The 25,304-nt window shown below is 66.7% G+C and carries 27 protein-coding genes; 12 read left to right on the forward strand and 15 right to left on the reverse strand.

The features are described 5' to 3' along the window. Positions 1–18 precede the first annotated feature (18 nt). Positions 19–708, forward strand: a complete 690-nt coding sequence (locus FG94_RS20280; protein WP_036215456.1) for a fumarylacetoacetate hydrolase family protein — start codon at positions 19–21, stop codon at positions 706–708. Positions 709–812: 104 nt separating this feature from the next. On the opposite strand, the gene FG94_RS20285 is transcribed toward FG94_RS20280, so the two are convergent. Further along, entirely contained in the window at positions 813–1,607 is a 795-nt protein-coding gene (locus FG94_RS20285; RefSeq protein ID WP_036215458.1) for a hypothetical protein, read from the reverse strand. Positions 1,608–1,757: 150 nt separating this feature from the next. Between FG94_RS20285 and FG94_RS20290 the strand changes: the two genes are divergently transcribed. Then, positions 1,758–2,615: a hypothetical protein gene (locus FG94_RS20290; protein ID WP_036215461.1), complete on the forward strand. Its 858-nt coding sequence runs from the start codon at positions 1,758–1,760 to the stop codon at positions 2,613–2,615. Here FG94_RS20290 and FG94_RS20295 read toward each other — a convergent pair. After that, positions 2,612–3,649: an asparaginase gene (locus FG94_RS20295; RefSeq protein ID WP_036215463.1), complete on the reverse strand. Its 1,038-nt coding sequence runs from the start codon at positions 3,647–3,649 to the stop codon at positions 2,612–2,614. The two genes, FG94_RS20290 and FG94_RS20295, sit on opposite strands and share 4 nt — an antisense overlap. Positions 3,650–4,048: 399 nt before the next feature. On the opposite strand from FG94_RS20295, the gene FG94_RS20300 reads away from it, so the two are divergent. After that, positions 4,049–4,447, forward strand: a complete 399-nt coding sequence (locus tag FG94_RS20300) for a hypothetical protein (RefSeq protein WP_036215466.1) — start codon at positions 4,049–4,051, stop codon at positions 4,445–4,447. Here the strand turns inward: FG94_RS20300 and FG94_RS20305 are convergent. Continuing rightward, positions 4,433–5,299, reverse strand: coding sequence for a pirin family protein (locus FG94_RS20305; protein WP_036215467.1), 867 nt, complete (start codon positions 5,297–5,299; stop codon positions 4,433–4,435). The genes FG94_RS20300 and FG94_RS20305 overlap by 15 nt on opposite strands. Before the next feature lie 123 nt (positions 5,300–5,422). On the opposite strand from FG94_RS20305, the gene FG94_RS20310 reads away from it, so the two are divergent. From FG94_RS20310 to FG94_RS20330, 5 genes are all read left to right on the forward strand, one after another. After that, positions 5,423–6,946, forward strand: a complete 1,524-nt coding sequence (locus tag FG94_RS20310) for a dipeptidase (protein ID WP_036215469.1) — start codon at positions 5,423–5,425, stop codon at positions 6,944–6,946. A gap of 405 nt (positions 6,947–7,351) precedes the next feature. Continuing rightward, positions 7,352–8,467, forward strand: a complete 1,116-nt coding sequence (galT, locus tag FG94_RS20315; protein WP_036215472.1) for a galactose-1-phosphate uridylyltransferase — start codon at positions 7,352–7,354, stop codon at positions 8,465–8,467. Further along, on the forward strand, positions 8,464–9,576 hold the full coding sequence (locus FG94_RS20320; RefSeq protein ID WP_036215474.1) for a Xaa-Pro peptidase family protein: 1,113 nt from the start codon (positions 8,464–8,466) through the stop codon (positions 9,574–9,576). Before galT ends, FG94_RS20320 begins: the two co-directional genes overlap by 4 nt. Further along, positions 9,573–10,661 carry a galactokinase gene (gene galK / locus FG94_RS20325; protein ID WP_036215475.1) on the forward strand — a complete coding sequence of 363 codons (1,089 nt, stop codon included), beginning with the start codon at positions 9,573–9,575 and terminating at the stop codon, positions 10,659–10,661. Before FG94_RS20320 ends, galK begins: the two co-directional genes overlap by 4 nt. Further along, entirely contained in the window at positions 10,658–12,484 is a 1,827-nt protein-coding gene (locus FG94_RS20330) for a glycoside hydrolase family 2 protein (protein ID WP_036215478.1), read from the forward strand. Before galK ends, FG94_RS20330 begins: the two co-directional genes overlap by 4 nt. Positions 12,485–12,631: 147 nt before the next feature. Here the strand turns inward: FG94_RS20330 and FG94_RS27425 are convergent, their stop codons facing one another. The 8 genes from FG94_RS27425 to FG94_RS20370 form a co-directional block, all read right to left on the reverse strand. Continuing rightward, positions 12,632–13,264, reverse strand: a complete 633-nt coding sequence (locus FG94_RS27425; protein WP_152571063.1) for a hypothetical protein — start codon at positions 13,262–13,264, stop codon at positions 12,632–12,634. A 161-nt stretch (positions 13,265–13,425) separates the two neighbouring features. Then, positions 13,426–13,827, reverse strand: a complete 402-nt coding sequence (locus FG94_RS20340; protein WP_036215480.1) for a VanZ family protein — start codon at positions 13,825–13,827, stop codon at positions 13,426–13,428. 105 nt (positions 13,828–13,932) lie between these two features. Further along, positions 13,933–14,247, reverse strand: a complete 315-nt coding sequence (locus tag FG94_RS20345) for a hypothetical protein (RefSeq protein ID WP_036215483.1) — start codon at positions 14,245–14,247, stop codon at positions 13,933–13,935. Positions 14,248–14,803: 556 nt separating this feature from the next. After that, the gene (locus FG94_RS20350; RefSeq protein WP_036215486.1) at positions 14,804–15,568 is read right to left on the reverse strand and encodes an SDR family NAD(P)-dependent oxidoreductase; all 765 of its coding nucleotides are present in this window, start codon (positions 15,566–15,568) and stop codon (positions 14,804–14,806) included. Between the two features lie 72 nt (positions 15,569–15,640). Next, positions 15,641–16,186 carry a type II CAAX prenyl endopeptidase Rce1 family protein gene (locus tag FG94_RS27430; protein ID WP_161783986.1) on the reverse strand — a complete coding sequence of 182 codons (546 nt, stop codon included), beginning with the start codon at positions 16,184–16,186 and terminating at the stop codon, positions 15,641–15,643. 77 nt (positions 16,187–16,263) lie between these two features. After that, complete coding sequence (locus tag FG94_RS20360) at positions 16,264–16,773, reverse strand: TPM domain-containing protein (protein WP_036215491.1); 510 nt, start codon at positions 16,771–16,773, stop codon at positions 16,264–16,266. Continuing rightward, positions 16,773–17,636 (reverse strand): YgcG family protein, encoded by an 864-nt coding sequence (locus tag FG94_RS20365; protein WP_036215493.1) that lies wholly within the window; start codon positions 17,634–17,636, stop codon positions 16,773–16,775. The genes FG94_RS20360 and FG94_RS20365 overlap by 1 nt, the downstream gene beginning before the upstream one ends. Positions 17,637–17,649: 13 nt before the next feature. Further along, entirely contained in the window at positions 17,650–18,261 is a 612-nt protein-coding gene (locus FG94_RS20370) for a LemA family protein (protein WP_027866839.1), read from the reverse strand. A 155-nt stretch (positions 18,262–18,416) separates the two neighbouring features. Here FG94_RS20370 and pyrF point away from each other — a divergent pair, with 155 nt between their 5' ends. Next, complete coding sequence (gene pyrF / locus FG94_RS20375; RefSeq protein WP_036215495.1) at positions 18,417–19,238, forward strand: orotidine-5'-phosphate decarboxylase; 822 nt, start codon at positions 18,417–18,419, stop codon at positions 19,236–19,238. Between the two features lie 187 nt (positions 19,239–19,425). On the opposite strand, the gene sbcB is transcribed toward pyrF, so the two are convergent. Next, the gene (gene sbcB, locus FG94_RS20380; protein ID WP_036215496.1) at positions 19,426–20,874 is read right to left on the reverse strand and encodes an exodeoxyribonuclease I; all 1,449 of its coding nucleotides are present in this window, start codon (positions 20,872–20,874) and stop codon (positions 19,426–19,428) included. A 98-nt stretch (positions 20,875–20,972) separates the two neighbouring features. Beyond that, positions 20,973–21,938 carry a GGDEF domain-containing protein gene (locus FG94_RS20385; protein ID WP_036215498.1) on the reverse strand — a complete coding sequence of 322 codons (966 nt, stop codon included), beginning with the start codon at positions 21,936–21,938 and terminating at the stop codon, positions 20,973–20,975. Between the two features lie 119 nt (positions 21,939–22,057). Here FG94_RS20385 and FG94_RS20390 point away from each other — a divergent pair, with 119 nt between their 5' ends. Beyond that, positions 22,058–22,864, forward strand: coding sequence for a helical backbone metal receptor (locus tag FG94_RS20390; protein WP_036215516.1), 807 nt, complete (start codon positions 22,058–22,060; stop codon positions 22,862–22,864). Positions 22,865–22,913: 49 nt separating this feature from the next. Here FG94_RS20390 and FG94_RS20395 read toward each other — a convergent pair whose 3' ends face one another. Next, the gene (locus FG94_RS20395) at positions 22,914–23,291 is read right to left on the reverse strand and encodes an HPF/RaiA family ribosome-associated protein (protein WP_036215500.1); all 378 of its coding nucleotides are present in this window, start codon (positions 23,289–23,291) and stop codon (positions 22,914–22,916) included. A 32-nt stretch (positions 23,292–23,323) separates the two neighbouring features. Further along, positions 23,324–24,286 carry a PHB depolymerase family esterase gene (locus tag FG94_RS20400; protein WP_081926104.1) on the reverse strand — a complete coding sequence of 321 codons (963 nt, stop codon included), beginning with the start codon at positions 24,284–24,286 and terminating at the stop codon, positions 23,324–23,326. A gap of 71 nt (positions 24,287–24,357) precedes the next feature. Here FG94_RS20400 and FG94_RS20405 point away from each other — a divergent pair, with 71 nt between their 5' ends. Together FG94_RS20405 and FG94_RS20410 are read left to right on the forward strand one after the other, a co-directional pair. Further along, complete coding sequence (locus tag FG94_RS20405) at positions 24,358–24,993, forward strand: IS607 family transposase (protein WP_152571065.1); 636 nt, start codon at positions 24,358–24,360, stop codon at positions 24,991–24,993. Next, positions 24,965–25,304 (forward strand): helix-turn-helix domain-containing protein (locus FG94_RS20410; RefSeq protein ID WP_036215503.1); only part of this gene is annotated, 340 nt, incomplete at its 3' end. The genes FG94_RS20405 and FG94_RS20410, both read left to right, overlap by 29 nt.

Below are 25,304 nucleotides of genomic sequence, written 5' to 3' on the forward strand. Positions count from 1 at the left end.
GTCCATGAAAGGATTCGCATGTCCAGTTACGTCATCACCGCCCCGGCCCAGCTCTCGCTGGCCGTGGCGGACAGCCAGGAACGCTTCCCGATCCGCCGCGTGTTCTGCGTCGGCCGCAACTACGGCGCCCATGCGCGCGAGATGGGAAGCGATCCGAACCGCGAGCCGCCCTTCTTCTTCACCAAGCCGGCCGACGCCGTGGTGCCGGCCAGCGGCGCCGTGCCATACCCGCCCGCCACCCAGGATCTGCACCACGAGGTCGAGCTGGTGGTGGCGCTTGGCGCCGGAGGCAGCAACATCGACCCGAGCGATGCCATGTCGCTCGTGTGGGGCTACGGCGTGGGCCTGGACCTGACCCGGCGCGACCTGCAGGCGCAGGCCAAGGATGCCGGCCGGCCCTGGGACATGGCGAAGGGCTTCGACGCCTCGGCGCCGTGCAGCCCGCTCATTCCGGCGGCGAAGCTCGGCCATCCGCGGGAAGCGCGCATCTGGCTCGAGGTGAACGGTGAGCTGCGCCAGGAGGGGAACTTGAACGAGATGATCTGGCCGATCGCGGACGTGATCGGCCACCTGTCGCGCCTGGTCACGCTGGCGCCCGGGGACCTGATCTATACCGGCACGCCGGCCGGCGTCGCGGCCCTGAAGCCGGGCGACCAGCTGCGCGGCGGCGTCGAAGGCGTCACCGAGTTCGCGTTGTCGATCGCGTAGGGTGGGCGGCTATGCCGCCCACGCGGTGATAGTTTGCAGCAAGATCATCGTGCACGAGAGCGGAGCCGATGTCTATCACCGCGTGGGCAAGAAACTTGCCCACCCTACGAAAAACGCTTAGCCAGCAAAGCCTCCATCTGCGCCAGCAGTCCTTCTCTCGCCGCATCGATCTGCGCCCCATTGGTCTTGCTGGACAGCGCAGCACGCTCCTTGCGCCCCAGGAAGTACGCCACCCGCTCCGCATTCGCCCCCGACGGATGCGGCAGCCCGTGCAGCACTTGCCTGGCGCGGATCACGCCTTCGGCGACCAGCCAGTCGAGCGTCTCGCTGACGCTGGCGCCCATCGGAATGTACAGCGCGTCCGGCAGCTGGCGCGCCTCCTGCGCGAACCAGCGCAGTACCTGTTCGCGCAGGAAGGCGTTACGCAGCGGGGAGGGCGAGCCGCTGTAGTTCTTGCCGTCCACAAAGATCGGGTGGCGCAGGATCGCGCTCACCTGCACCAGCCCGGCATCTTCGCCGAACAGGGTGGCGCAGCCGGCGATGCCGAGCCAGCGCTGCACGCCGATCGCATCGAGCAGGGCCACGAAGTTGGGCCGGATCGCGCCGCTGAAGGCACCTGCCAGCCGCGCCGCGCGCAGCAGCTCGGCGTCGCCGCTGCCGGCCGCCAGCTGGCGCTGCGCCTCGCGCATCGCGTTCTTCCACTGCACGAAACCGGGCGTGATGCCTGCGACCACGATGCGCGCCTGCGGGTGGATCGATTCGAAGGGAATGTAATGGGCGCTGTAGCGTCCTTCGCGACCCAGCAGGAAGGTTTCGGGGATCTGCGCGGGCGCCGCCACCTGCGCCAGGTCGAGCTTGCGGATCGCTTCGCGGTAGCGGGGAAAGAGCGGTTCTGGCATCGGGAGCGGCGGTCGCTGAAAGCCTCATGGTAGCGCACGCCGGCGCGGCAGCGCGAACGCATGCATTGCCACGAAAACTGGTACGCTGTCTCCATCGATGGATGGCCGCAGGATTCACAAAAACACGCGGCCCGGGAAGGGGAGGATGCCATGGCCGACGTGGCGCTGATCACGGTGCACGGGATGGGGGAAACCCCGCCCACCTATGCCGACGGGTTGATGGACCGGCTGCGCGGGCAGCTAGGCAGCCTGGCGGGGCAGGTGGTGATGCGCTCCGTGTACTACCAGAAGATCCTGCAGGACAACCAGAACTATGTGTGGGAGCGTACCCGCGAACACAGCACGGTGCGTTACCCCGACCTGCGCAAGTTCGTGCTGTTCGGCTTCGGCGACGCGGCCGGGCTCGAGAACCGCAAGGAGATCCCCGGTTCGGTCTACGAGCTGGCGCAGGGCGAGATCGCGCGCACGCTGCTGTCGGCGCACGCGCTGCGGCCCGGCATGCCGGTCGTGTTCGTGGCGCAGTCGCTCGGCTGCCAGGTCCTGTCGAGCTACATCTACGACGCCCAGAAGGCCGCCAGGGGCCAGCCCGTCGGCGCCGGCATCTGGCGCAACATCGATGCCTGGGCGCTAGCTGCCATCGGGCGCGCGCTTACCGCGAGCGAGAAGACCTTCCTGGGCGCGGGCACCTGCGCTGCGCTGGTCACGACCGGCTGCAACATCCCGGTGTTCATCGCCGCGCACAAGATCATGCACATCATCCCGATCGAGCGGCCGACCTCGCTCTTCAAGTGGATCAATTTTTATGATCCGGACGACGTGCTGGGCTGGCCGCTGCAGCCCCTGCCGGGCGGCTACAACGAACTGGTGGAAGACCGCATCGTCAACGCCAGCGGCGGCGTCGCCAGCCTGCTGCTGCGCAGCTGGAACCCGTTTTCGCACAACAGCTACTGGGACGACGCTACCGTCGTCGCCGCCATCGCCGCCATGCTGCGCCGCCTGGCCGCCTAGGACAGCGGATCGGCCTGCGGCATCAAGGTGAACAGGGTGCGGATGTCGCCCGCCTCGGCGCCGCGCGCATTGCGGATCGGCGGCTGGCGGAACCCTTCCAGCTGCGCGCGCCGCTCCTCGTCGAGCAGGCCGAGCTGGTCGAGCACGCCGTACACCGCCGGGTGCAGGGCGCGGCTGTTGCCGTCCGCAATCTTGATCGCGATGCCCAGCCCCGCCGAGCGGATGCCGATTGCCTGCACCGCGTCGGCGCCGATCTTCGCCACCCAGTCGCCGCCGCCGGCCGTCATCCAGGCCAGGTCGGTGCGCGCCGTGCCCGAGACCAGGTCGGGCCGCGCCGTCATGGCATCGAACAGCATCCCCATGGCGCCGCCCAGCTGCGGGTCGGCGGCGCCTTGCGCTAGGCGCGCATACAGGTGCGCCAGGGTCGACAGGGGCATCGCGTAGTTCGGCGCCGAGCAGCCGTCCAGCCCGACCTGCATCCAGTCGGCCGGCATGCCCACCACTTCGGCCAGCGTGCTGCGGATCGCCTGCTGCAGCGGGTGGCTGCGCTCGACATAGCCGCGGGTGGGCGCGCCATGCAGGCGGCACCAGGCCAGGAAGCCGCTGTGCTTGCCCGAGCAGTTGTGATGCAGCGGGGTCCAGCTGCGGTCCTGGGGCACCGGCTGGCCGGTGAACTCGTAGAACAGCGGCGTGGCGCAGCCGCATTCCAGGTGGCCGGGATCGAGGCCGATCTTGTCGAGGACCGATTCCACGCCCTGCAGGTGCTTCTCTTCGCCGGAGTGGCTGGCGCACAGCAGCGCCAGCTCGTCGCGGCTCAAGCCGAAGCGTGCGGGACCATCGGACAGGATGAAGGGCAGGGCCTGGAAGGGCTTGAGGGCCGAGCGCGTGAAGGTGGGATAGTACGGGTCGCCGCTCGCGTAGAGCAGGCGGCCCTGCACGTCGACGACCGCGATCGAGCCGGCATGGATGTTCTCGACGACGTAGCCGGAATCGGGGTAGCCGCGCGTGGTGGCGACGAGGGGAATGGCTTGCATGGTGTCGTGGCAAAAGGTGTGTGGAAAGCGATCGGAACCCTACTGTAAGGCATTGCGCAACATGCAGACGCACGTTCCTGCATATGCATGGAAGCGTCGCGTTTCGCCCGTCAATCCAGGCTTTTCGGGACATCTGCACGGCGTGCAGACGTCCAGAACCCGCGCCGATATGCATGCCCCGCTTGGTAGCTGTTTTCTGCATTTCGTCGCGCGTTTTCGGCGTTCCAGCGCTTCCGGCTTGAGCCTGCACGGCAGGTCGCTACACTTCCCTCATCGCCAGACAAACCGAGAGAAACCCTGGCGAAACTGAACAACGTGGACCGCGCGGCGCGAATCGAAATACTTCAGGAAGCGCACAGGTCCGAACCCATTCAATTTCGACCCGAAAGGAAGTACATCATGCGCACCAAACTGCTGCTGGCCGCCGCCGCCACCTTCTTCACCCTGACCGCCAGCGCGACACCGCAAGGCATCGTCTCCGAGCGCGTCGACGTGGTCGGCGCCCAGCCGAAGCAGGCGCAGATGGCTGCCTTCATGTTCGACCGGGTGCAGGGCGAATACCAGCTCGACGACGGCCGCGTCCTCACCGTGAGCGGCAAGCGCGATGGCCAGGCGCGCAAGCTGTACGCCGACCTCGGCGACGGCGCCACCGAGATCGTCCACGTCGGCAAGAACCGCTTCGTGGCGATGAACAAGGACCTGCGCCTGTCCTTCGACCGTCCGAACGAGCGCCGCGTGGTCGACACCGTCCGCGTCAGCAACCTGGCCGGCCGCCAGGTCGCCCTAGCCCAGCGCTGAGCCGAAACGTCCGGCCTGGTAATCGTCGATGGCCTGCGCGATCTCCTCGCGCGTGGTCATCACGAAGGGGCCGTGCGAAACCACCGGTTCCCGGATCGGTTCCGCATGGCCGAACACCACCAGGGCGTCCTGGCTGGCGCGGATCTCGACCGTGTCGCCGGTCTCGTCGAGCTCCACCAGGTGCATCGGGCTGACCAGGTCGGCATGGTTGCCCACCTGGACCACCCCGCGCGCGACGTAGAGGAACACGTTGCGCCCCTCCAGTCCGCCAAAGCGGATGCTGCCGCCCGCGCGCATCTCCAGCGTGCTCATGAACACGCCGGTCAGCGAATGCACCGGGCCCGTGCTGCCTTCCCATTCCCCCGCAATCAGGTTCAGCAACACCTTGCCCTCGTCGACCGCCAGGGCAGGGATCTCCGCGCGCTGCAGGCCGGTGTAGGCCGGCTCGCTCATCTTCAGACGCGAGGGCAGGTTCACCCATAGCTGCAGGATCTCGATCGGGCCGCCCTGCTCGAGGAATTCGCGTGGCGAGACCTCGGCATGCACGATGCCGCGCCCGGCCGTCATCCACTGCACGCCGCCGGCATGGATCACGCTTTCGTGGCCGGCATTGTCGCGGTGGGCCAGCATGCCTTCCAGGATGAAGGTGACGGTCTCGAAGCCGCGGTGCGGGTGCGGACCGAAGGGCAGGCCACGGTTGTGCGGCGGGTAGGTCTGCGGGCCGTGGTGGTTGAGGAACAGGAAGGGATCGATCTGGTCGACCAAGCGGCCGGGCAGCGGGCGCTGCGTGATGAGGTCGCCGATATCGTCGCGCATCGCGGGATGCAGGCGGTGGACACTGCGGGCTGTCATGGTGGGTCGCTCCTATGGTTCATTCGTCCTAAACGATACTCCAAGGCCCCTCCCGGGCGCACACGCCTGTGCTAGACTTCTTGCGCTTTTGCAACCATCGCTTTGCACTGGAGACGGGACCTCATGATTCGAAAAACACTGCTGGCCAGCTTGCTGCTGGCTTCCTTTACGCTGCCCGCCGCAGCGGCCCCGGCGCCCGTCAAGGCCCCGAGCGAGGTCGCCGTCAAGACCGCCAAGTACGCGGCCAGCACCTACCGCAAGGACATCGTCGACACGCTGGCCAAGCTGGTGAGCTACAACACGGTGGCCGACAAGAACGTCCCGTCCGACAAGAACCCGGTCCACATCGCCTTCAAGGAAGCGCTGAAGGCGGAAGCCCAGCGCTTGGGACTGGACTACGCCGACCACGGCTGGACCGTGATCATCGGGCTGGGGCAGGGCAGCGAACGCGTCGGCGTGATCACGCATGGCGACGTGCAGCCGGTCGACCCGAGCAAGTGGAAGAAGTCGCCCTTCGTGCTGGACCGCACCAGCGAGCCGGGCAAGCTGCTGGCGCGCGGCGCCGAGGACGACAAGGGCCCGATCGCCACCGCCATGTACGCGATGAAGTCGATCAAGGACAAGGGCCTGCCGCTGTCCAAGCGCATCGAACTCTATGTGTACATGGGCGAGGAGTCCGACTGGCAGCCGCTGGTGGAGTTCCTCAAGACCCACCAGCCGCCGCAGGTCAACATCACGCTCGACGCCGAATACCCGGCGGTGACGGCGGAGAAGGGCTCCGGCCTGGTCGCGGTGACGATCCCGAAGGCGGGCGCGGTCGCGCCGCCGCAAGGCGAAGCCTACGTGGCGGAATTCGGCGGCGGTTTCTTCATTACCCAGATTCCCGAGGATGCCAGCGCCGTGATCGCCAACGCGACCCCGGAGATCGAGCAGGCCATCCGCGCGCGCGGCGCCAGGCAGGAAGGCATGCAGTACAGCTTCAGCTGGGAAGGCAGCAGCTTGAGCGTCAAGGCCAAGGGGGTATCGGCCCACTCGTCCAAGCCGGAAGACGGCGTCAACGCAGTCAGCATGCTGGCCGATGCGCTGGCCGTGCGCCCCTGGGCCAACACCACGGCCGGCGGCGCGGTGAACTACCTGAACGAGATGGTGGGGACCGGCATCTACGGCGAGAAGTTCGGCGCCATCGCCTACCGCGACAGCTTCATGGGTCCGATGAGCTTTGCGCCGACCGTGATCAAGCAGAACGACGACGGCATCGAAGTGCAGATCAACCTGCGCCGCCCGCAGGGCAAGAGCAGCGAGCAGCTGACCAATGAAGTCAATGCCGCGCTGGCGCAGTGGCAGGCGCGCCGGCTGCCGCTGGCCAACGTCAAGGTCCGCATCGGCGAGCCCTGGGTGCAGAAGAATGCGCCGCACCTGCCGACCCTGATGAACGTGTTCTCTTACTTCACCGGCATGAAGGATCCGCAGCCGATCGCGATCGGCGGCGGCACCAATTCGCGCCTGTTCCCGGGAGCGGTGAGCTTCGGTCCGGCGATGCCGGGCAAGGTCTACACCGGCCACTCCGAGCACGAGTTCATCACCGAGAAGCAGCTGCTGCTGAACCTGCAGATGTACACGGCGGTGCTGGTCGAACTGGCCAGGTAAGCGCGCACGCTGACATTCCAGCCCCGGCATCGTCCGGGGTTTTTTTCGCCCGCTTCCGCTCGATTCCGGCATCAGGTCCGCCATCGTGTTCATGTTGAGCTAGTAGGTCTCTGGCTCGCCAAAATGTGTAAATATTTCCACTGCTTTTGTAGGAGTGTACTTACAAAAGAGGGTGGCGCCTGAGGGGTAAATGCGCCTTTCCCTCGGAGCGACAGGGCAGGCTGCGAAGCCGGCTTTTCGCTCCGCTGTCCCTGCCGTTGATAGCCGGAAAATGCCACGGTGCTAGAGGGAAAATGTGGCGAAAGCAGCATGATAGGATCATTGTTACAGACCGCGAGGACACCGGAGAACCCGGTGCCGGCTCGCGCTCCTTGCTTTACGAATGCCCGACATTTTTTGGATGCCATGCACAGCAAAGATCTCAAGAAGCCGGACGGACGCAACCTGACCCTGTACAGCAACCACCCGATCCCGGAAGGTATCGTTGCGCCCAGCCCTTTTCCTGATCCCCAGCATGCCAATCCCCACCTGCGCTGGCACCCGCTGCGCGGCGAATGGGTGACCTACGCCGCCTTCCGCCAGAACCGTACCTACCAGCCGCCACCGCAGTACAACCCGCTGGCGCCGATGAACGACCCGCAGCACCCCACCGAGATGCCGGCCGGCGACTACGAGATCGCGGTGTTCGACAACCGCTTCCCCTCGCTGGCGCTGGAGTCGCACGAGCCGCCCAGCGTGACGGTGCCGACCGCCCCGGCCAACGGCCACTGCGAGGTGGTGGTGTTCACCCAGGACCCGCAGGCTTCGCTGTCCTCGCTGCCGCTGTCGCGCATCGAGCTGCTGCTATCGGTCTGGGGCGACCGCACGACGCGCATTGGCCGCTACCAGCACATCCACTACGTGCTGCCCTTCGAGAACCGCGGCGCCGAAGTCGGCGTGACCCTGCATCATCCGCACGGCCAGATCTACGCCTATCCCTTCGTGCCTTCGGTGCCGGCGCGCATGCTGGCGCAGGAGCGCGAGTACTTCCTGCAGCACGGCGCCAGCCTGCTGTGCGACATGGCGCGCGACGAAGCGGCGGACGGCAAGCGCGTGCTGTACCACGACGACTATGCGATCGCCTTCGTGCCGGCCTGCGCCCGCTATCCCTACGAGGTCTGGGTGATGCCGACCGCGCCCTGCCAGGATTTCGCCGCGCTCACGCCGCCGCAGCGCGAAAGCCTGGCGCGCGCGCTCAAGACCGTGCTGCTGAAGTTCGACACGCTGTGGAACCGTCCCTTCCCCTACCTGATGGCGTGGTACCAGGCCCCCACCGACGGCGCCGCGCATCCCGAGACCCAGCTGCACGCGCAGTTCTACCCGCCGTACCGGACCCGCGACCGCCTGAAGTACCTGGCCGGCACCGAGCTGGCTGCCGGGATGTTCGCGATGGACGTGCTGCCCGAGACCACCGCCTATGAGCTGCAGCAGGTCGACGTCAGCCTGGATGAGAGCGGTGAACTCGTGGAGGCCCGCGCATGACCCCGGTCCGGCAGCGCGCCGCCGAGGTCGCGGACAAGCTGGCGCTGTTGCGCGCCCACCTGGCCGGGGCCCAAGCCGGGGCGATCCGCCTGCGCGGCGTCGACTGGTTCGCCTGGGTGACGGCGGGCGGCTCGAGCGCCGTGCTGCAGACCACCGACGGCGGCGTGGCCGAGGTCCTGGTGACGCCGGAGGAAGCCTGCATCCTGACCGATGCGATCGAGGCCGAGCGCCTGCGCGCCGAGGAACTGCCCGAGGGCTTCACCTTCCACATCGAACCCTGGGCCGAGCCGGAGCTGCGCGAGCGCTACGTGCAGAACGCTGCGGCCGGCCGCACGATCCTGTCCGACCGCCCCGCGAACGGCGAGCAGCCGCTGCCTTACGCGCTGCGCCAGCGCCGCATGGTGCTGGAACCGAGCGAGCGCGAACGCTACCGGCTGCTCGGCCGCGAGGCCGCCGAGGCGATGAGCGACACCCTGCGCCGTGCGCGGCCCGACTGGACCGAATTCCAGCTGGCGGGCGCGGGCGCCGAGGCGCTATGGCGGCGCGGCATCCACCCGGCCCTGGTGCTGGCCGCCGGCGAGCGGCGCCTGCCGGCCTGGCGCCATCCGACCCCGACCGGCGAACCTCTGGGCGCGCGCGCCATGCTGGTGTTCTGCGCCCGGCGCCACGGCCTGTACGCCAACCTGACCCGCTTCGTCAGTTTCGCCGGTGAGCATTCGGTGCCGCTGGACGCGCAGCGCGCCCTGATGGAAGTCGAGGCCACCGGCCTGGCGGCGATCGAGCCGGGCAAGTCGCTGTCGGCCGTGTACCACGCGCTCGAGGCGGCCTACAAGCACGCCGACCGCGAGGCGGCGATCCGCGAGCACCACCAGGGCGGCATCACCGGCTACCGGGCGCGCGAAGTCGTCACCGGTCCCACCACCGCCACTCTGCTGGAAGAGGGCATGGCATTCGCATTCAACCCGAGCTTCGCGGGCCTGAAAATCGAAGACACTTTCCTGCTCGGCCCCGACGGGCTCGAGAATCTCACGTTCGACCCCGGCTGGCCGGCGGTGGACGTACATGGCCGCAAGCGGCCCCTTTGGCTGGAGGCGCAAGCATCATCATGACGAACACCGACACCTTCTTCGGCGGCGCGCCGGAGGTGAACGCGTCGGCGCCCGGACGCGTCAACCTGCTCGGCGAGCATACCGACTACAACGACGGCTTCATGCTGCCGGTGGCGACCCCGCAGCGCACCCTGGTGGCGATGAGCCGCAGTGGCGACGACCACTTTCACTTCTATTCGCCGACTTTCGACAACACCGTCACCTTCGCGCAGGGCGGCAGCGCGCCGCAGGGCTACGGCAGCTACATCGAAGGCTGCATCCGGCTGGTGCAGGCGCAAGGAGTAGAGGTGCCGCCGCTGCGCGTCTACATCACCACCGACCTGCCGGTCGGCTCGGGCCTGTCCTCGTCCGCCGCGCTCGAAGTGGCCACCCTGCGGGCCATGCGGGCGCTGCTCGGCTTCGAGCTCGACGACGTCAAGCTGGCCCGCATCGCCCAGCGCGCCGAGATCGAATTCGCGCACGTGAACTGCGGGATCATGGACCAGATGGCGTCCAGCCTGGCCGACGAAACGAACATGCTGTTCATCGACGCGCGCACGCTGGAACACCGCCTGGTCAAGATGCCGCCCGACACAGAGCTGATCGTGGTCGACTCCGGGGTGGCGCGCAAGCTCGCGGCCAGCAAGTACAACGAACGGCGCGCCGAGTGCGAAGAGGCCTCGCGCAAGCTGGGCGTGCAGGCCCTGCGCGACGTCACCGACCCATCGTCCGTCGAAAGCCTGCCCTCGCCGATGCGCGAGCGGGCCCGCCACGTGGTGCAGGAAAACCTGCGCGTGCTGGAAGCGGCGGGCGGCGTGAGCGCCGAGCGTTTCGGCGAACTGATGAACGCGTCGCATGTCAGCCTGCGCGACGACTACGAAGTTTCAATCCCCGAGCTGGACGAGCTGTGCGAGCACCTGCGTGCGGCGCCCGGCGTGCTCGGGGCACGCCTCACCGGCGCCGGCTTCGGCGGCGCATGTGTGGCGCTGTGCCGGGCAGGTCAGGCACAGCAAGCGGCCGCCGCCGCGCTGGCGGCCTACAACAAGAACGGACGACAGGGCCGGATCCTGATTCCGGTTCCGACTGACCAGAAAGGACAACAATGAATCAGTTTGAATATCCCCGTCCCCAATTGGTGCGCGACAACTGGATCAACCTCAACGGGAAATGGCGCTTCACCTTCGACGACGAGCTGCGCTATGCGAAACCGGAAGACGTCGCCGAGTGGACCCATGAAATCAACGTGCCCTTCGCGGTCGAGACCGAACTGAGCGGTATTCAGGACACCGGTTTCCATACCGCCGTCTGGTACCAGCGCGAGTTCGAGCTGGCGCCCAACGACAAGCGCACCATCCTGCACTTCGGCGCGGTCGACTACTCGGCGCGGGTGTGGGTGAACGGCCGCCTGGTGGCCGAGCACGAGGGCGGCCATACGCCTTTCCAGGCCGACATCACCGACGTCATGAATGCGGACGGCAAGCAGGTGGTGACCGTGTTCGTCGAAGACGATCCGGCCGACCTGGCCAAGCCGCGCGGCAAGCAGGACTGGCTGCTGGAGCCGCACTCGATCTGGTACCCGCGCACCACCGGCATCTGGCAGACGGTCTGGGTCGAGCAGGTCGAGGACACCTACATCGCCTCGCTGCGCTGGACCCCGATCTTCGAGACCTACGAGATCGGTTGCGAGGTGTTCGCCACCGGCCACACCCACCAGGAGCTGTTTGTCGAAGTCAAGATCTGGCATGGCGAGCAGCTGCTGGCGGACGACTACTACAAGCTGCTGCAGGGCGAGGCGAACCGCAAGATCGCGCTGTCCGACCCCGGCATCGACGATTCGCGCAACGAGATCCTCTGGAGCCCGGAGCGACCGACCCTGCTGGATGCCGAAGTGACCCTGCGTTGCGGCGACCGCGTGCTCGACCGCATCCGTTCGTACACGGCGCTGCGCTCGGTCTCGATCAACCGCGACCGCTTCATGCTCAACGGCCGTCCCTACCAGCTGCGCCTGGTGCTCGACCAGGGCTACTGGCCCGAGTCCTTCATGACGGCACCGTCCGACCAGCACCTGAAGCGCGACGTCGAACTGGTCAAGCTGATGGGCTTCAACGGCGTGCGCAAGCACCAGAAGATCGAGGACCCGCGCTTCCTGTACTGGGCCGACAAGCTGGGCCTGCTGGTGTGGGAAGAGATGCCCTCGGCCTACCGCTTCAGCTCGCGCGCCATCAGCCGTATGGTGAGCGAATGGACCGAAGCGATCCAGCGCGACTACAGCCACCCCTGCATCATCGTGTGGGTCGCGTTCAACGAATCCTGGGGCGTGCCGAACCTCACGCTCACCCAGGCGCACCGCAACGCGGTCGAGGCCTTGTACCACCTGACCCGCACGCTCGACTCGACCCGGCCGGTGATCGGTAACGACGGCTGGGAAGCCTCGGCCACCGACATCCTCGGCATCCACGACTACGACTGCGACCCGGAGAAGCTGCAGGCGCGCTACGCGGTCACCGATCCGGTGCGCACCCTGTTCGACCAGCGGCGTCCGGGCGGCCGCATCCTGACCCTGGACGGCTTCCCGCACCGCGGCCAGCCGATCGTGCTGACCGAGTTCGGCGGCATCGCCTACGATCCGACCCAGGATCCGGACGCAGACAAGACCACCTGGGGGTATTCGCGCGCGCACACGGCCGAGAGCTACCTGTCGCTGTACCGCGATCTCCTGAGGGTGGTGAACGAGACCTTCATGTTCAGCGGCTTCTGCTACACGCAGTTCACCGACACCTTCCAGGAAGCCAACGGCCTGCTCAACGCGGACCGCACGCCGAAGCTGCCGCTGGAGGTGATCAGCGCCGCCACCCGCAACGTGGCGCTGCAGCGCAAGGAGGTCGAAGCGGAAGGCGATGGCATCCCCGGCGGAACCGGCATGCCGTAAGCGCACGCGCAAGCGATAGAGACGCGCACCGGTGCGGTGCGCGTTTTTTTTCGTGTGGCGGGGGGCGGTGGGAACGCTGCAGCAAGTCCGTGCCGCAGCGCGCTCGGAGCGAGACTGCTTAGCGCTGAATGACGCCGCTGGTGACGTTCACGCGGTCGCCGCTGCGGAAGTCGGGCGTGCTGGCATGGTTGACGACCTGGGTGCTGCCGTCGTCCATCCGCACCGTGACGCGGTAGCTGTTGGCGCCGCTGGCCCGGCTGCGCCGCTCGATCCGGTGCTGCCGGCCGTGCCCGAGCTGCCCGAGCTCATGCTTTCGCTCGGCACGACCTCGATGGCGAGCACCGTGCTGTTGGGTGCGGCGCTGCCGGCGGCCGAGGTGCCGGCCGCTGCCGACGAGCCGGACGAGCCGGTGCTGCCCGATGCGCCGCTGCTGCCGGACTGGTCCCAGCCCGAGGAGCCGCTGGTGCCCGAGGTGCCAGAGCTGCCCGAGGTGCCGGTGCCGGTGCCGGTGCCGGTGCCCATGGTGCCCTGGCTGCTCGAGCTGCCGCTGCTGCCGGTGGGGTTGCCGGAGGCGTCGGTGGCGCTGCCGGAGCCGTAGCTGCTGGAGCCGCCGGTGCCGGTCGCACCGGAGGTGCCGCTCGAACCGCCCGTGGTAGTGCCGCTGCTGCTGGTGCCGCTCGATGACTCGTCGCCGCCGCCGCGCATGCCGGCGCACCCGGCCAGGCCCAGCGATACAGCCAGCAAGCCCGCCAGGAGCATGCTCTGGTGTTTTTGCTTCATGGTCAACTCCTTATGGTGGATGTTCAATCGGATGCGTGACGATGCCACGTGCCACTGGAGTGAGAGGGGGGAAGCGCGTCAGCGTTCCAGCTGACTCGGGTTGAGCCTGAGCTGTATCAAGGTGCCCACGAGGCTGGTGGATTTTTTTGCGGTGCGGAAGGTCAGCGCTGGCGCACGCTGCCGTGCTGCGGCACGATCACCGCCAGCAGGGTGCTGGTCAGCAGCGCTGCGCTCACGTCGACCATCCAGTCGCGCACGTCGCCGCTGCGGTAGGGCAGGAAACTCTGCACCAGCTCGTCGGCGGCGCCCATCAGGGCGATCGCCAGTAGTGCCTTCGCGGCACGCACGGGACCGCTTCCGGTGCTGCCGAAGAACCACAGCATGGTCAGGAAGGCGTAGGTCAGGCCATGCAGCACCACGCCGGGCGCGAATTCGCCCACTTCGGCGCGCGCCCCCGGAATCGATCCGGCTACGACGATGCCCGCGAACAGAACGAGGGCGGTCTTGATGCGGGCGGAGCGCAGGCGGGGATCGAGCAACAGGAAGGACAGGAAAGCTGGCATGACGACGAAACGCTGGCAAAAGCGAACGATATCACAGCACTTGTCTTTCCTGTCGCACCGACCGGCTCGACGCACCGGTCGCCGGCATCCCGGCGGGTCGCCTGTTCAGATCGTCAGCGCGGGAGCGCCGTTCGTATAGTGGGCGTCGAAACAGCTTTCGCAGTCGGCGCAGAAAAGGTGTGCCATGCGGACGCTGTTCTGCCGCAGCACGAGCTTGAGGTGGGTGTGCTGGCACTTGGGACAGATTTCGCGCACGCTGCCGAAAGTCAGCAGGTTCAGCGGGGCGCTGTCACCGTCGAGCTGGTCGGTGACGGCCAGGGGATTCAGTTCGCTCAGCACCAGGTTGCCGTCGGTATGGTGGCGGCGGCAGGCGCTTGATTCAGGCGGATGCGCGTAGTTCTCGGATACACGTAGATTCATAGGACAAGCTCCCATTATCGTGTTGTCTCCACAAGCCTGCGCAGCAGGGAAACGCAGGGCGGGAGCTTCATCATAGCGAAATCCTGCAGGGCTTCAAGCCCAGCGGGGTAATTTTTATGATTGTGTTGCCGATGTGAAGAAAAAAATGCCCGTCAGGAACTGACGGGCACAACCCAAGATCGGGCCAAGAGACGTAAATCGGTTGGTGTGTTGCACGCCTGGTGCAGCACACCTGCTGCCATCACGCATATCGGTTGCGTGTATCGCAGGTGATTCAAAGTATACGAGTTGAATGTGACCACGCTATGACAGCGATCAAACGTGAACCGAGACGACCGAACTGTTCCGGATGTCCGTGATCTCAACAATATCGCGCAGGACGCGCCGAACAAAAAAAAAGCCCGCTAGAGGCGGGCTTAAAACTATTTTCTTGGAGGAGAATAGTGGAGACAGGTGAGATTATGCTGCGTCGCCAAATATACGTCCAATTTAGAATACGGATACCAGACATTGATATTTCGAATATCTGTTTCATCAAGATGCCGGCGTGGCGAACTTACTCGCGCACGGGTACCGTGTAGTTCAGCGCCATGCGGCCACCGTCCGCGTACAGGGTCTGGCCCGTGATGTAAGAAGCGTCGTCGCTCGCCAGGAAGGCGCAGATGGCCGCGACTTCCTCGGGCTCGCCGCAGCGTCCGAGCGGCGTGCGCGACAGGAACGTGTGACGCGCTTCCGGGCTGCCGAGTACCGCTTTCTTTGCCAGTTCGGTCAGAATCGTGCCAGGGCCGATGGCGTTGACGCGAATGCCGTGCTCGGCCAGGCTGATCGCGGCCACGCGCGTCAGCTGGTTGACGCCGCCTTTCGAGACCACATACGGCACCTGGTTCGGGATGGTCAGCTCGGCATTGACGCTGGACATATTGATGATGCAGCCCGTCTGGCGCTTCACCATCTCGCGCGCCGCCGCCTGGCTGCACAGGAACATCGATTTCAGGTTGATGCGCAGCACGCGGTCGAAGTCTTCCTCCGCCAGCTCGAGGAAGTCCGCCGCGTGCGTGACGCCGGCATTGTTGACGAGGATGTCGACCTGTCCGAATGCCTCCAGCGTGGCGGCGATCATCGCATCGACATCGGCTTTCAGGCTGACGTCGGCCTGGTGGAAGCGGGCGGCTTCCCCGAGCCTGGCTGCGGCATCCCGGCCTTCGGGGCGGATGTCGACGAGCATGACGCGTGCGCCTTCCTGCACCAGGCGCGTGGCGCAGGCCAGGCCGATGCCCTGGCTGGCGCCCGTTACGATGGCTGTCTTGTTGGCTAGTCTCATGGCGGCATCCTTGCTTGTAAAGCCGTCATTGTATCCAGCCCGCGAACGGCGCCGGCGTTTTGCCGCTGCCGCCTATGGCCATTCCGGAAACAGGGGCCCGATGACGAACAGGACCGTTCCGTTCTGCACGGCGTGTGCCGTCGCCGCAGCCAGGGCGGCCGGCGCGATGCCGGCCCAGCGCATGTTCACGTAGGCGCAGGCGAAGATCATCCCGCCGAAGAAGGTCGTCATCCCGTGGGCGAGCCCGCCATTCAGGTAGTGGCCGTAGGCGAACACCAGTGCGCTCAGCAGGACACAGGCGACGGGTGGCGCGCCGAGGCGGTGCGCGGCTTCAATCGGCAGGACCTGGCCGAGCATGGTTTCAATGATGGGGGCATAGACGACGGCCGCCAGGAAGATGCCGGCCGGGGTGAGCCGGGCGAGACCGGCAGGAGCGGAATGTCCCCATAGCTCCGGAGGGAGAAACTGCAGCACGAGCGCGGACACACAGAGTGCGCACAACGTTCCTGCGAGGCCCAGGCATGTACCCAGCGCAAGCGCACTGCGGTAGCGCCGGCGTTCGAGGCTGGCGCGCCAGCAAGCCATTCGTGGCGGGATGGTCGTGATCCGGTGGGCCATGGGCGCTGCATGAAGTGCGTGGGTGCCCATGATAAGGCCGCGCCGTCGCCGGCGACAGCGCGGCATCAAAAGAATGCTCAGAGCATCAGCGGCTTGTCCGGCAATTCGTTGGCGCGGCTGCCGTTGGCCGGGAAGTGCTGGCGCAGCAGCTCGTTGACCTGCCCGATGGCGGCCAGGGTCGCGTCGTGGAAGCTGCCTTGCCTGAAGCCGTCCGTCATGGTGCGGCACACCCCCTGCCAGGTAGCGCTGTCGATCTTGCGGTCGATGCCGCGGTCGGCCACGATATCCACCTTGTGCTCGGCCAGGTTGATGTAGATGAGCACACCACAATTGTCCTCGGTGTCCCACACGCCGTAGTCGGCGAACAGGGCCAGCGCGCGCTGGCGGTTGCTGACGCCGTCCCAGGCGTCGTCGAAGGGCAGGCCCTTTTCGACGATCAGCCGCACTTCGCCGCGGTGGGTCTGCTCGCCGGCGGTAATCGCCTCGCTGATCGCGCTGAGCGTGGTTTCCGGGAAGGCGCGCTTGGCCTCGCCGTCGCTGCTGCGCAGGTGGCGCCAGGCGCGTTTGATGCGTTGTCCGATACCCATTACCAGTCTCCCGAGGCGCCGCCGCCGTCGAAGCTGCCCCCGCCGCCGGAAAATCCGCCGCCACCGAATCCGCCTCCGCCGCCGCCGAAGCCGCCGCCGCGTCCCATGCCGCTCATGATGTTACCGAGGATGATGCCGGTCGCGACATCGCCCAGGCCGCTGCTGCGGCGGTGGCCCCAGTGGTGCGGCGAGAGCCGGCTGCGGCGCGGACGGAAGATCGAACGCAGCAGGAAAAAGCCGATCAGGAGAGGAATGATGCCGAACAGGGAAAACCCGGCGCCGCTGTCGACCTGCACTTGACGCTGCGGCGCCGGCTGCGGGTTTTGTTGTTGCGGGGCAGGGAAGCTTTCCTTGTTCAGCAGCGTTGCGATGGCGCCGACGCCGGCCACCAGGCCTTCGTAATAATGGTTCTGGCGGAAGTGCGGGGCGATCACGTCTTGCAGGATGCGTTTCGACTGGGCGTCCGTCAGCACGCCCTGCACGCCGCGCCCGGCCTCGATGCGCAGCCGGCGCAGCGAACTCGGGTTATCGCGCGCCACCATCAGGAGCACGCCGTCGTCGATGCCCTTGCGGCCCAGCTTCCAGGCGTCGGTGACGCGGATGCTGAACTGCTCGATCGCTTCGGGTTCGGTCGATTTGACCAGCAGCACCGCGATCTGGCTTCCGGTGCGCGCCTCGTAGTCGGCCAGCACCGCCGTGAGCCGCTCGCGCTGGCTGGCGTCGAGCATGCCGGCTTCGTCGACCACGCGCCCGCTCAGCGGGGGCACCGGCTTGAGCTGGGCGAAGGCGGGTGCTGCAAGCACAAAGGCCAGCAGCAGGGCCCACAGGCAACGAAGGAAACCGGCTCCGGTCGGCGCGTGCATCGCTGTGTGCCGCTTATTTACCAAAATCGACCGTCGGCGCCGTCGAGATCGCCTTTTCGTTCTCGACCGTGAACGAGGGCTTGGTCTCGTAGCCGAACACCATCGCCGTCAGGTTGGTCGGGAACTTGCGCACGGTGACGTTGTAGTCCTGCACCGAGGCGATGTAGCGCTGGCGTGCGACCGTGATGCGGTTTTCGGTGCCTTCCAGCTGCGACTGCAGGTCGCGAAAACTGGTGTCGGCCTTCAGGTCCGGATATTTCTCGGCCACGACCATCAGGCGCGACAGCGCGCCGGACAGCTCGCCCTGCACCTGCTGGAACTTGTTGAACGCGGCCGGGTCGTTCAAGACCTCCGGCGTGATCTGGAAGCTGGTCGCGGCGGCACGGGCCCGTGTCACGGCCTCGAGCGTCTCGCGCTCGTGCGAGGCATAGCCCTTGACCGTGTTGACCAGGTTCGGGATCAGGTCGGCGCGGCGCTGGTACTGGTTGACCACCTCGCCCCAGGCAGCGATGGTTGCCTCGTCCTTGGTCTGGAACTCGTTGTAGCCGCAGCCGGACAGCAGTGTACCGGTCAGGACGGCCACGGCCAGGGTTCGGGTCCAGCGCGAGAAGAGGGTAGATGTCATGATCATTCCATGGCAGGTTGTCGAATGGTCAAAATATACATGATGTAAAGATATTTTGGCGCATCGTCCGGGGCCAAACCCGGGCTGCACCCGTCCAGCGCCACGGCTGGCGGTACAATATTGGGTTCGCAATCACTGACAAACAAGAGGCCCGGATGACTTTCATCGACAAACTTTCCGCAGCATGGACCCGCAACAATTCCCTGCTGTGCGTCGGGCTCGACCCGGACCTGGCGCGCTTCCCCGCGCACCTGCAAGGCCAGCCGGACGGCATCGTCCAGTTCTGCAAGGCGATCATCGACGCGACCGCCGACCTGGCCTGCGCCTTCAAGCCGCAGATCGCCTACTTCGCGGCGCTGGGCGCCGAAGCGCAGCTGGAAGAAATCTGCCGCTACCTGCGCGAGCACTACCCGCACATTCCGCTGGTGCTGGATGCCAAGCGCGGCGACATCGGCGCCACCGCGCACCAGTACGCGCGCGAAGCCTTCGAGCGCTACGGCGCCGACGCGGTCACGGTCAGCCCCTACATGGGCTTCGACTCGGTCGAGCCCTACCTGGAGTGGGCCGACCGCGGCGTGATCGTGCTGTGCCGCACCTCGAATGCGGGCGGCTCGGACCTGCAGTTCCTGGACGTGGGCGGACGCCCGCTGTACCAGCACGTGGCCCAGCTGGTGGCCGAGAAGTGGAACCGCAACGGCCAGCTGGCGCTGGTGGTGGGGGCGACCTTCCCGGAAGAGATCGCGCAGGTGCGCAAGCTGGTGGGCGACATGCCGCTGCTGATCCCGGGCGTGGGCGCGCAGGGCGGGGACGTGGAGGCGACCGTGCAGGCCGGGCGTACGGCGAACGGCACCGGGATGATGATCAATTCCTCGCGCGCGATCCTGTATGCGGCGCCGCAGGCAGGGGAAGATTTCGCCGCTGCGGCAAGGCGGGTGGCCACCGAGACGCGCGACGCAATCAATGCGGCGCGGGGGTAAGGAGGCGCTGGTGGTTTGCTGAGACTTGGGTTCCGGCCTTCGCCGGAACGACGTTCTACAGTCAACACGCGAAATACGTTAGCTTTGTTCTACCGTTATTCTTAAAACCGTCGTCCCGGCGCAGGCCGGGACCCAAGTTCGTGCCGCAGCCGCTAACGCATCCAAGCGCGCAGCGCGAACAAAAAACTCAATACCTGCTCGGCGCAATCGTCTCCGCATAGTCGTACAAGGCGCCGAGGATCTCCTCCGCGCGCTCGTCCGCGTTCTCGGACAGGGTGTCGATTTCCATGAACAGCTGGTCGACGGTGCGCGCCCCCGCAGCGCCCTCGAACAGCCGCGCCGCCCGGTGCGCCTCCCACAGTTCCCGCTCGTCTGCCGACAGGGTGGCGGGGAAGTTGCGCGCGCGGTAGCGGAAGAACAGCTCGCCCAGGCGCTCGTCCTCGAACGAGGGCCGCATGCCGGCCAGCGCTTGCGGCTTTTCGTGGCGCAGCGACTCCAGCTTGCGGCGGTCGCCGTTGCCGACAAAACCGCCGTATAAGTCCTCGTCGACGTCCACCACGCCGCCCGCGGCCGGCTTCTTGAACACCTCGGCCCAGACCGCACTCATGTTGCGTCCGCCCGCAGCCAGCGCCGCGTGCGCGCGCGCCTGCTCGACGTCGATGTTCCAGCGCGCCGCCATGGCGGGCTGCAGGGTCTTGAGGTTCCCGACCAGCATCGGTGACTTGTTCAGGTGCACGCTCTTGATCGGCAGGCGGGTCATCCCTTCCGGCATCTCGGCGCTGCGGGTGAACAGGCGGGTGCGGATCGTCTCGACGTCGAGCTCGAACAGCTCGGACGGGTCGTGGCGGCAGTCCCAGACCAGGATCTCGTTCTTGTTGGTCGGGTGCTGGGCCAGCGGCCAGACCAGGCCCAGGCAGCCGTGCTCGACCGGGAACATGCCGGACACGTGCAGGAAGGGCTGGCGCTGGCCGGGGTCGAGGTGCAGGCCCATCTCGGCGGCCACCCGCTCCTTGCGGCGCAGTTCCAGGCAGAAGTCGAACAGCTTGGGCTGCTTCGAGCGGATGAGGCGAGCGAGGGCAATGGTGGCGCGCACGTCCGACAACGCGTCGTGGGCCGCATCGTGGACCAGGCCGTTGGCTTTGCTCAGGTCTTCCAGGCGGAAGCTCGGCTTGCCGTCTTCCTTGCGCGGCCACTCGATGCCGTCCGGGCGCAATGCGTAGGTCATGCGCACCACGTCCAGCAGGTCCCAGCGCCCGCAGCCGTTCTGCCACTCGCGCGCATACGGGTCGATCAGGTTGCGCCAGAACAGGTGGCGCGTGACCTCGTCGTCGAAGCGGATCGTGTTGTAGCCGACGCCGATGGTGCCGGGCTCGCTGAAGGCGGCTTCGATTCTCCGGGCGAATTCGTGTTCCGGCACGCCATGTTCCAGGCAATGCTGCGGGGTGATGCCGGTGATCAGGCAGGATTGCGGGTCGGGCAGGAAATCCGGCGCCGGCTGGCAGTACAGCATGATCGGTTCGCCGATCTCGTTCAGCTCGGCATCGGTGCGGATGGCGGCGAACTGGGCCGGGCGGTCGCGGCGCGGGGTCGCGCCAAAGGTTTCATAGTCGTGCCAGAGGAAGGTATGCGTGCTCATGTATTGCTCAGGTATTGTTCTTGTGTCGCCGTTGGGGCGGGCAGGCGCCATGGTGGCACAGAATCGGCGCGGCGTCAGCCAAAGGGCTGGCAGCGTGACTAGATGCTGACGCGGTCGCGGCCTGCCTGTTTGGCACGATACAAGGCAGCGTCGGCCGCCGCCATCAGGCCCTGCTCGTCGCCGCCCGGCGCCAGGCTGGCCACGCCGAACGATCCGGTGACGTGGGGCAGCGGCAGGCGCATGTCCGGGAAGACCAGGGTCGTGCGCAGGCGCTCGGCCAGGCGTTCGGCCACCATCTCGGCCAGGGCGGTCGGGGTGTCCGGCAATACCGCCATCAGTTCCTCGCCGCCGTAGCGCACCGCGAAGTCCGAGGGCCGCAGCGATTCGCGGATCACGCCGGCGGCGCTCGACAAGGCGGCGTCGCCCGCCAGGTGGCCGTGGGTGTCGTTGAAGCGCTTGAAGTGATCGAGGTCGATCATGATGACCGACAGCGGGCTGCCGTCCTGGCGCGCGCGCATCGCCAGCTTGGGCAGCATCTCGGCCAGCCAGGCGCGGTTGTACAGGCCGGTCAGGCCGTCGTTGAGCGAGAGCTGGCGGTAGAACTCGCCCAGTTTCTGGCGCCGCTTGAGCTGGGCGTTGGCCGCCCGCACGCGGAAGGACAGCAGGCGCAGCAGGTTGCGCGCGAGGACGTTGGAGCGGTCGATCAGCTGCCACACCAGTTCCGGCTCGATGACCAGGAGCTCGCAGTCTTCCAGTGCGGTCATCGCGGCCAGGTTGACGGCGTCGTCCAGCACGGCCTGCTCGCCCACGCTTTCGCCGGGCAGCACGCGCGTGGTGCCGCTGTCCTCGCTGCTGCTATGGGCGTCCGGCGCCACCTCCAGCATGCCCGAGAGCACGATGTACAGGCGGGCGCGCAGCCCGTCCTCGACCCGGCGGCCGGCCGCCACCCGGATGACCGCGCACGGGGCGAGCGCCGCCGCGACGACCGGATCGTCGGCGTCGCGGAACAGCTGCAGGTCGCGCGTGGTATAGGGGGAAGCACCGAAGGTGCCGATCGGATCCAAGGCTTGCTCGAGCGGGAAAAAAAACTGGAGGTTAATGTCATTACCTTACGGCATGATAACTCATTGCAAACCTGCGCGCGGGCTGGCGTTCCAGAAACAACAGTGGTCAAATGGCGGCCATGACACATCCTGCCCACCTGGTCGACGCGCTCGGCCACCAACACCATCCCGCACCCGGAGCCCGCATCGTGTCGCTGGTGCCTTCGATTACCGAGCTCCTGTGCGAGCTCGGCCTGGCAGGACAACTGGTCGGCCGTACCGGCTTCTGCATCCATCCGCGCGAGGCGGTGGAGGCGATCCCGAAGGTCGGCGGCACCAAGGACGTGAACATCGAGAAGATCCGCAAGCTGGCGCCGACCCACCTGGTGGTCAACATCGACGAAAACGAAAAGCCGACGGTGGAGGAACTGGCGAAGTTCGTGCCGCACGTCGTCGTCACCCATCCGATGGTCCCGGGCGACAACCTGGCGCTGGCGCGCCTGATGGGCGGCATCTTCGGCGCGCAAGCAGCAGCTGAGCGCTGGTGCGCCGCCTTCGAGCAGGAATACGCGGCCTTGCGCGCATTGGCGCCGGCGCCGGCGCGCACCGTGCTGTACTGTATCTGGCAGGACCCGTGGATGAGCGTGTCGAAAGACACGTATATCGCCGCCATGCTGGCCGAGCTGGGCTGGAAGGTGCCGAATCTGGGAGAGGCGCGCTACCCGCGCTTCGAGTGGTCGGCGCAGCTGGTGGACGGGCTCGACGCCGTGCTGCTGTCCACCGAGCCCTACCGGTTTACCGAGGCGCATGCGGACGCGCTCGAGAAGCAGCTCGGCATCCCGGTGTCCCTGGTCGATGGGGAAATGATGTCGTGGTATGGCAGCCGCGCGCTGGCCGGCCTGCGCTACTTGCGCGAACTGCGGGCGATGCTGGAAGGCGCGGCTTGAATCGATACGACAAGCGCACGCCCAGGAGCAGGGCGCGCGCTCGCACCGCTTACGAGTCGGTCAGGTGCTTGTCCGCGAGGGCATCGACTGCCGGGGCAGCGTGGCCGTGGCGGTCCTTGTCCTGCAGGCGGCCCAGGGCGCTGTCGAGGGCGCGCGCCAGCTTGCCGCCGGCGTTCTTGATCGACTGGCGCAGGTCGTCGGAATGCTCGTGGACCACGATCGGCTGGTAGCCGCGCACGCGTGCTTCCATCATGCACGAGTTGCCGCCATCGGCGCCTTTCTGCCGGTTCTCGTTGCTCAGGTGTACTTCGACGCTGGTGATGTGGTCGCCGAAACGGTCGATCGAGCTGCGGACGACCGATTCCACGTGTTCGTCCAGGCCCTGGTGGTTGGTAATGGTGCGGTCGGTATTGACATTGATTTGCATACGATTGCTCCTGTTGTCATAACGGCTTGATCTTACCCGCGGCCGCGTTTTGGCCGCGTCCTGTTACGACAGGTGGGGCCGGTCCGGCAAGTTGCAAGGCCGACCACATTCAAGGCACAGCGGCGGTGCTTGACGAAGAATTGCCAGATGAGCTCGTTCGCATCGACGTCGCGCGTGGTCTTGCCGATCGGCAAGCCAACATTGAAGGCATCGGCGCCGGGCCAGGTATGGCCGCCGTCCCTCACCGTCACCAGGGCGACGCGGACGTCCGCGCTGCCCTGTTCGCGGTAGCCGACCTCGGTCCCGTCACCGGCGTCGCCATTGAAGCTGCGCAGCTGTTCGGGCACTGCTTCGAGGCCATTGCGCCTGATCCAGTAACGGTGGCTGTCCATGGCCGACAGGTAGCCGCTCGCCTTGCCGTCGTAGGCCACGACCTGGTCGGCCGTGCCGTGGATCAGCATCACGCCGACCTTGCCCGGCCTGGTATGGTGCTGGACCACCGGTTCCGGCATCGGTCCGCCCACCGAGGCCACCGCCGCGAATACATGCGGCAGCTCGGCCGCCAGGCGCAGGGCAAAGAAGCCGCCGCGCGACAGTCCGGTCGCATACACCCGCGACGTGTCGACACGGTAGTCCTTCTTGAGTTTCTCGAGCAGGGCCTCGGTGAAGCCGACATCGTCGCTGCCGCCCAGGTAAGGCATGTCGAAGCCGACGTTCCAGTCGTGCTTGATGCCCAGCGGGTAGACCACGATGAAGCGGTGCCGGTCGGCGGCCCGGTTCATGCCGGTGTAGAGCATCTGCTCGGCCATCGTCATGCCGCTGCCGTGGAAGTTGAACACGACCGGGTAGGACTGCTGCGCGACGCTATGGTACGAAGCAGGCGTGTAGACGATGTAGCGGCGTTTTTCCTCCTTGTACACCAGCGTGCTCCTCTGGGCGAAGGCGCTGCTGCAGATGCTGGACAGGACCAGCAGGGCGATCAGGATTTTTTTCATTGGATGCTCCCTGGTGAATGGAGCTAGACCCTAGTCGAACTTAATGTGCACCCACGTGTCGAATAATGATCATGGAAAGCACTTTAGCGATTGGACACGCAGCGAAGCGGCTGGGAATCACGGTCAAGACGCTGCAGCGCTGGGAGCGTGAGGGACGACTGGTCCCGGCGGCGCGCACCGCCAGCAACCGACGTCGCTATACCGAGAGCCAGCTGCGCGCGTTCCTGCGCCTGCCGTCGCCCGATGCACCGCGGCGGATCGTCGCCTACTGCCGGGTGTCGAGCGCCGCCCAGCGCCCCGACCTGGCTAACCAGCGCCACACGCTCGAGCAGTTCACGGCCGCGCGCGGCCTGGCCGGGGTCGAGTATGTTGAGGAAGTCGGAGGGGGCCTGAACTTCGGTCGCAAGCACTTCCTGGCCCTGATGGATGCGATCGGGCGCGGCGAGGTGGCGACGCTGGTGCTGGCCCACCGCGATCGGCTGCCCCGCTTCGGCTTCGACTGGTTCGCGCATCACGCAGCCTTGCACGGCTGCGAACTGCTGGTGCTGAACCAGGAACGCCTGTCGCCCGAGCAGGAGATGGTGCAGGACCTGATGACGATCGTCCACTGCTTCTCGAGCCGCCTGTGCGGGCTGCGCAACTACCGCCGCCAGCTGCGCGCGGCGCTGGAGAGTCACGATGCTGCTGGCGCACCGGATCAGGATTGACCCCACGCTTGAACAACGCGGCTATTTCGCGCGCGCGGCCGGGACTGCGCGCCGGGTCTGGAACTGGGCGCTCGCCGAATGGCAGCGCCAGGTCGCCGCAGGCTGCAAGCCGAATGCGATGGCGCTCAAAAAGCAGTTCAACCGGATCAAGTATGCGGACCCGGCCTGGCTTGACGAGAACGGCCAGCCCTGGCTGCGCACCGTCCACCGCGACGCCCATGCGCAGCCCTTCACCAACCTCGCCAGGGCCTGGAGCCGCTACTTCGAGCAGCGCCGTGCAGGAAGGCCGGCATACCCTCCGGTATTCAAGA

It is taken from the genome of Massilia sp. LC238 (assembly GCF_000735635.1).
Taxonomy (GTDB): Bacteria; Pseudomonadota; Gammaproteobacteria; order Burkholderiales; family Burkholderiaceae_D; genus Telluria; species Telluria varians.

Bases quoted from the DNA above. Each gene is read 5' to 3' on its own strand.
- FG94_RS20280 (WP_036215456.1), top strand. From the start codon at position 19: ATGTCCAGTTACGTCATCACCGCCCCGGCCCAGCTCTCGCTGGCCGTG.
- FG94_RS20285 (WP_036215458.1), bottom strand. From the start codon at position 1,607: ATGCCAGAACCGCTCTTTCCCCGCTACCGCGAAGCGATCCGCAAGCTC.
- FG94_RS20290 (WP_036215461.1), top strand. From the start codon at position 1,758: ATGGCCGACGTGGCGCTGATCACGGTGCACGGGATGGGGGAAACCCCG.
- FG94_RS20295 (WP_036215463.1), bottom strand. From the start codon at position 3,649: ATGCAAGCCATTCCCCTCGTCGCCACCACGCGCGGCTACCCCGATTCC.
- FG94_RS20300 (WP_036215466.1), top strand. From the start codon at position 4,049: ATGCGCACCAAACTGCTGCTGGCCGCCGCCGCCACCTTCTTCACCCTG.
- FG94_RS20305 (WP_036215467.1), bottom strand. From the start codon at position 5,299: ATGACAGCCCGCAGTGTCCACCGCCTGCATCCCGCGATGCGCGACGAT.
- FG94_RS20310 (WP_036215469.1), top strand. From the start codon at position 5,423: ATGATTCGAAAAACACTGCTGGCCAGCTTGCTGCTGGCTTCCTTTACG.
- galT (WP_036215472.1), top strand. From the start codon at position 7,352: ATGCACAGCAAAGATCTCAAGAAGCCGGACGGACGCAACCTGACCCTG.
- FG94_RS20320 (WP_036215474.1), top strand. From the start codon at position 8,464: ATGACCCCGGTCCGGCAGCGCGCCGCCGAGGTCGCGGACAAGCTGGCG.
- galK (WP_036215475.1), top strand. From the start codon at position 9,573: ATGACGAACACCGACACCTTCTTCGGCGGCGCGCCGGAGGTGAACGCG.
- FG94_RS20330 (WP_036215478.1), top strand. From the start codon at position 10,658: ATGAATCAGTTTGAATATCCCCGTCCCCAATTGGTGCGCGACAACTGG.
- FG94_RS27425 (WP_152571063.1), bottom strand. From the start codon at position 13,264: ATGAAGCAAAAACACCAGAGCATGCTCCTGGCGGGCTTGCTGGCTGTA.
- FG94_RS20340 (WP_036215480.1), bottom strand. From the start codon at position 13,827: ATGCCAGCTTTCCTGTCCTTCCTGTTGCTCGATCCCCGCCTGCGCTCC.
- FG94_RS20345 (WP_036215483.1), bottom strand. From the start codon at position 14,247: ATGAATCTACGTGTATCCGAGAACTACGCGCATCCGCCTGAATCAAGC.
- FG94_RS20350 (WP_036215486.1), bottom strand. From the start codon at position 15,568: ATGAGACTAGCCAACAAGACAGCCATCGTAACGGGCGCCAGCCAGGGC.
- FG94_RS27430 (WP_161783986.1), bottom strand. From the start codon at position 16,186: ATGGCCCACCGGATCACGACCATCCCGCCACGAATGGCTTGCTGGCGC.
- FG94_RS20360 (WP_036215491.1), bottom strand. From the start codon at position 16,773: ATGGGTATCGGACAACGCATCAAACGCGCCTGGCGCCACCTGCGCAGC.
- FG94_RS20365 (WP_036215493.1), bottom strand. From the start codon at position 17,636: ATGCACGCGCCGACCGGAGCCGGTTTCCTTCGTTGCCTGTGGGCCCTG.
- FG94_RS20370 (WP_027866839.1), bottom strand. From the start codon at position 18,261: ATGACATCTACCCTCTTCTCGCGCTGGACCCGAACCCTGGCCGTGGCC.
- pyrF (WP_036215495.1), top strand. From the start codon at position 18,417: ATGACTTTCATCGACAAACTTTCCGCAGCATGGACCCGCAACAATTCC.
- sbcB (WP_036215496.1), bottom strand. From the start codon at position 20,874: ATGAGCACGCATACCTTCCTCTGGCACGACTATGAAACCTTTGGCGCG.
- FG94_RS20390 (WP_036215516.1), top strand. From the start codon at position 22,058: ATGACACATCCTGCCCACCTGGTCGACGCGCTCGGCCACCAACACCAT.
- FG94_RS20395 (WP_036215500.1), bottom strand. From the start codon at position 23,291: ATGCAAATCAATGTCAATACCGACCGCACCATTACCAACCACCAGGGC.
- FG94_RS20400 (WP_081926104.1), bottom strand. From the start codon at position 24,286: ATGAAAAAAATCCTGATCGCCCTGCTGGTCCTGTCCAGCATCTGCAGC.
- FG94_RS20405 (WP_152571065.1), top strand. From the start codon at position 24,358: ATGGAAAGCACTTTAGCGATTGGACACGCAGCGAAGCGGCTGGGAATC.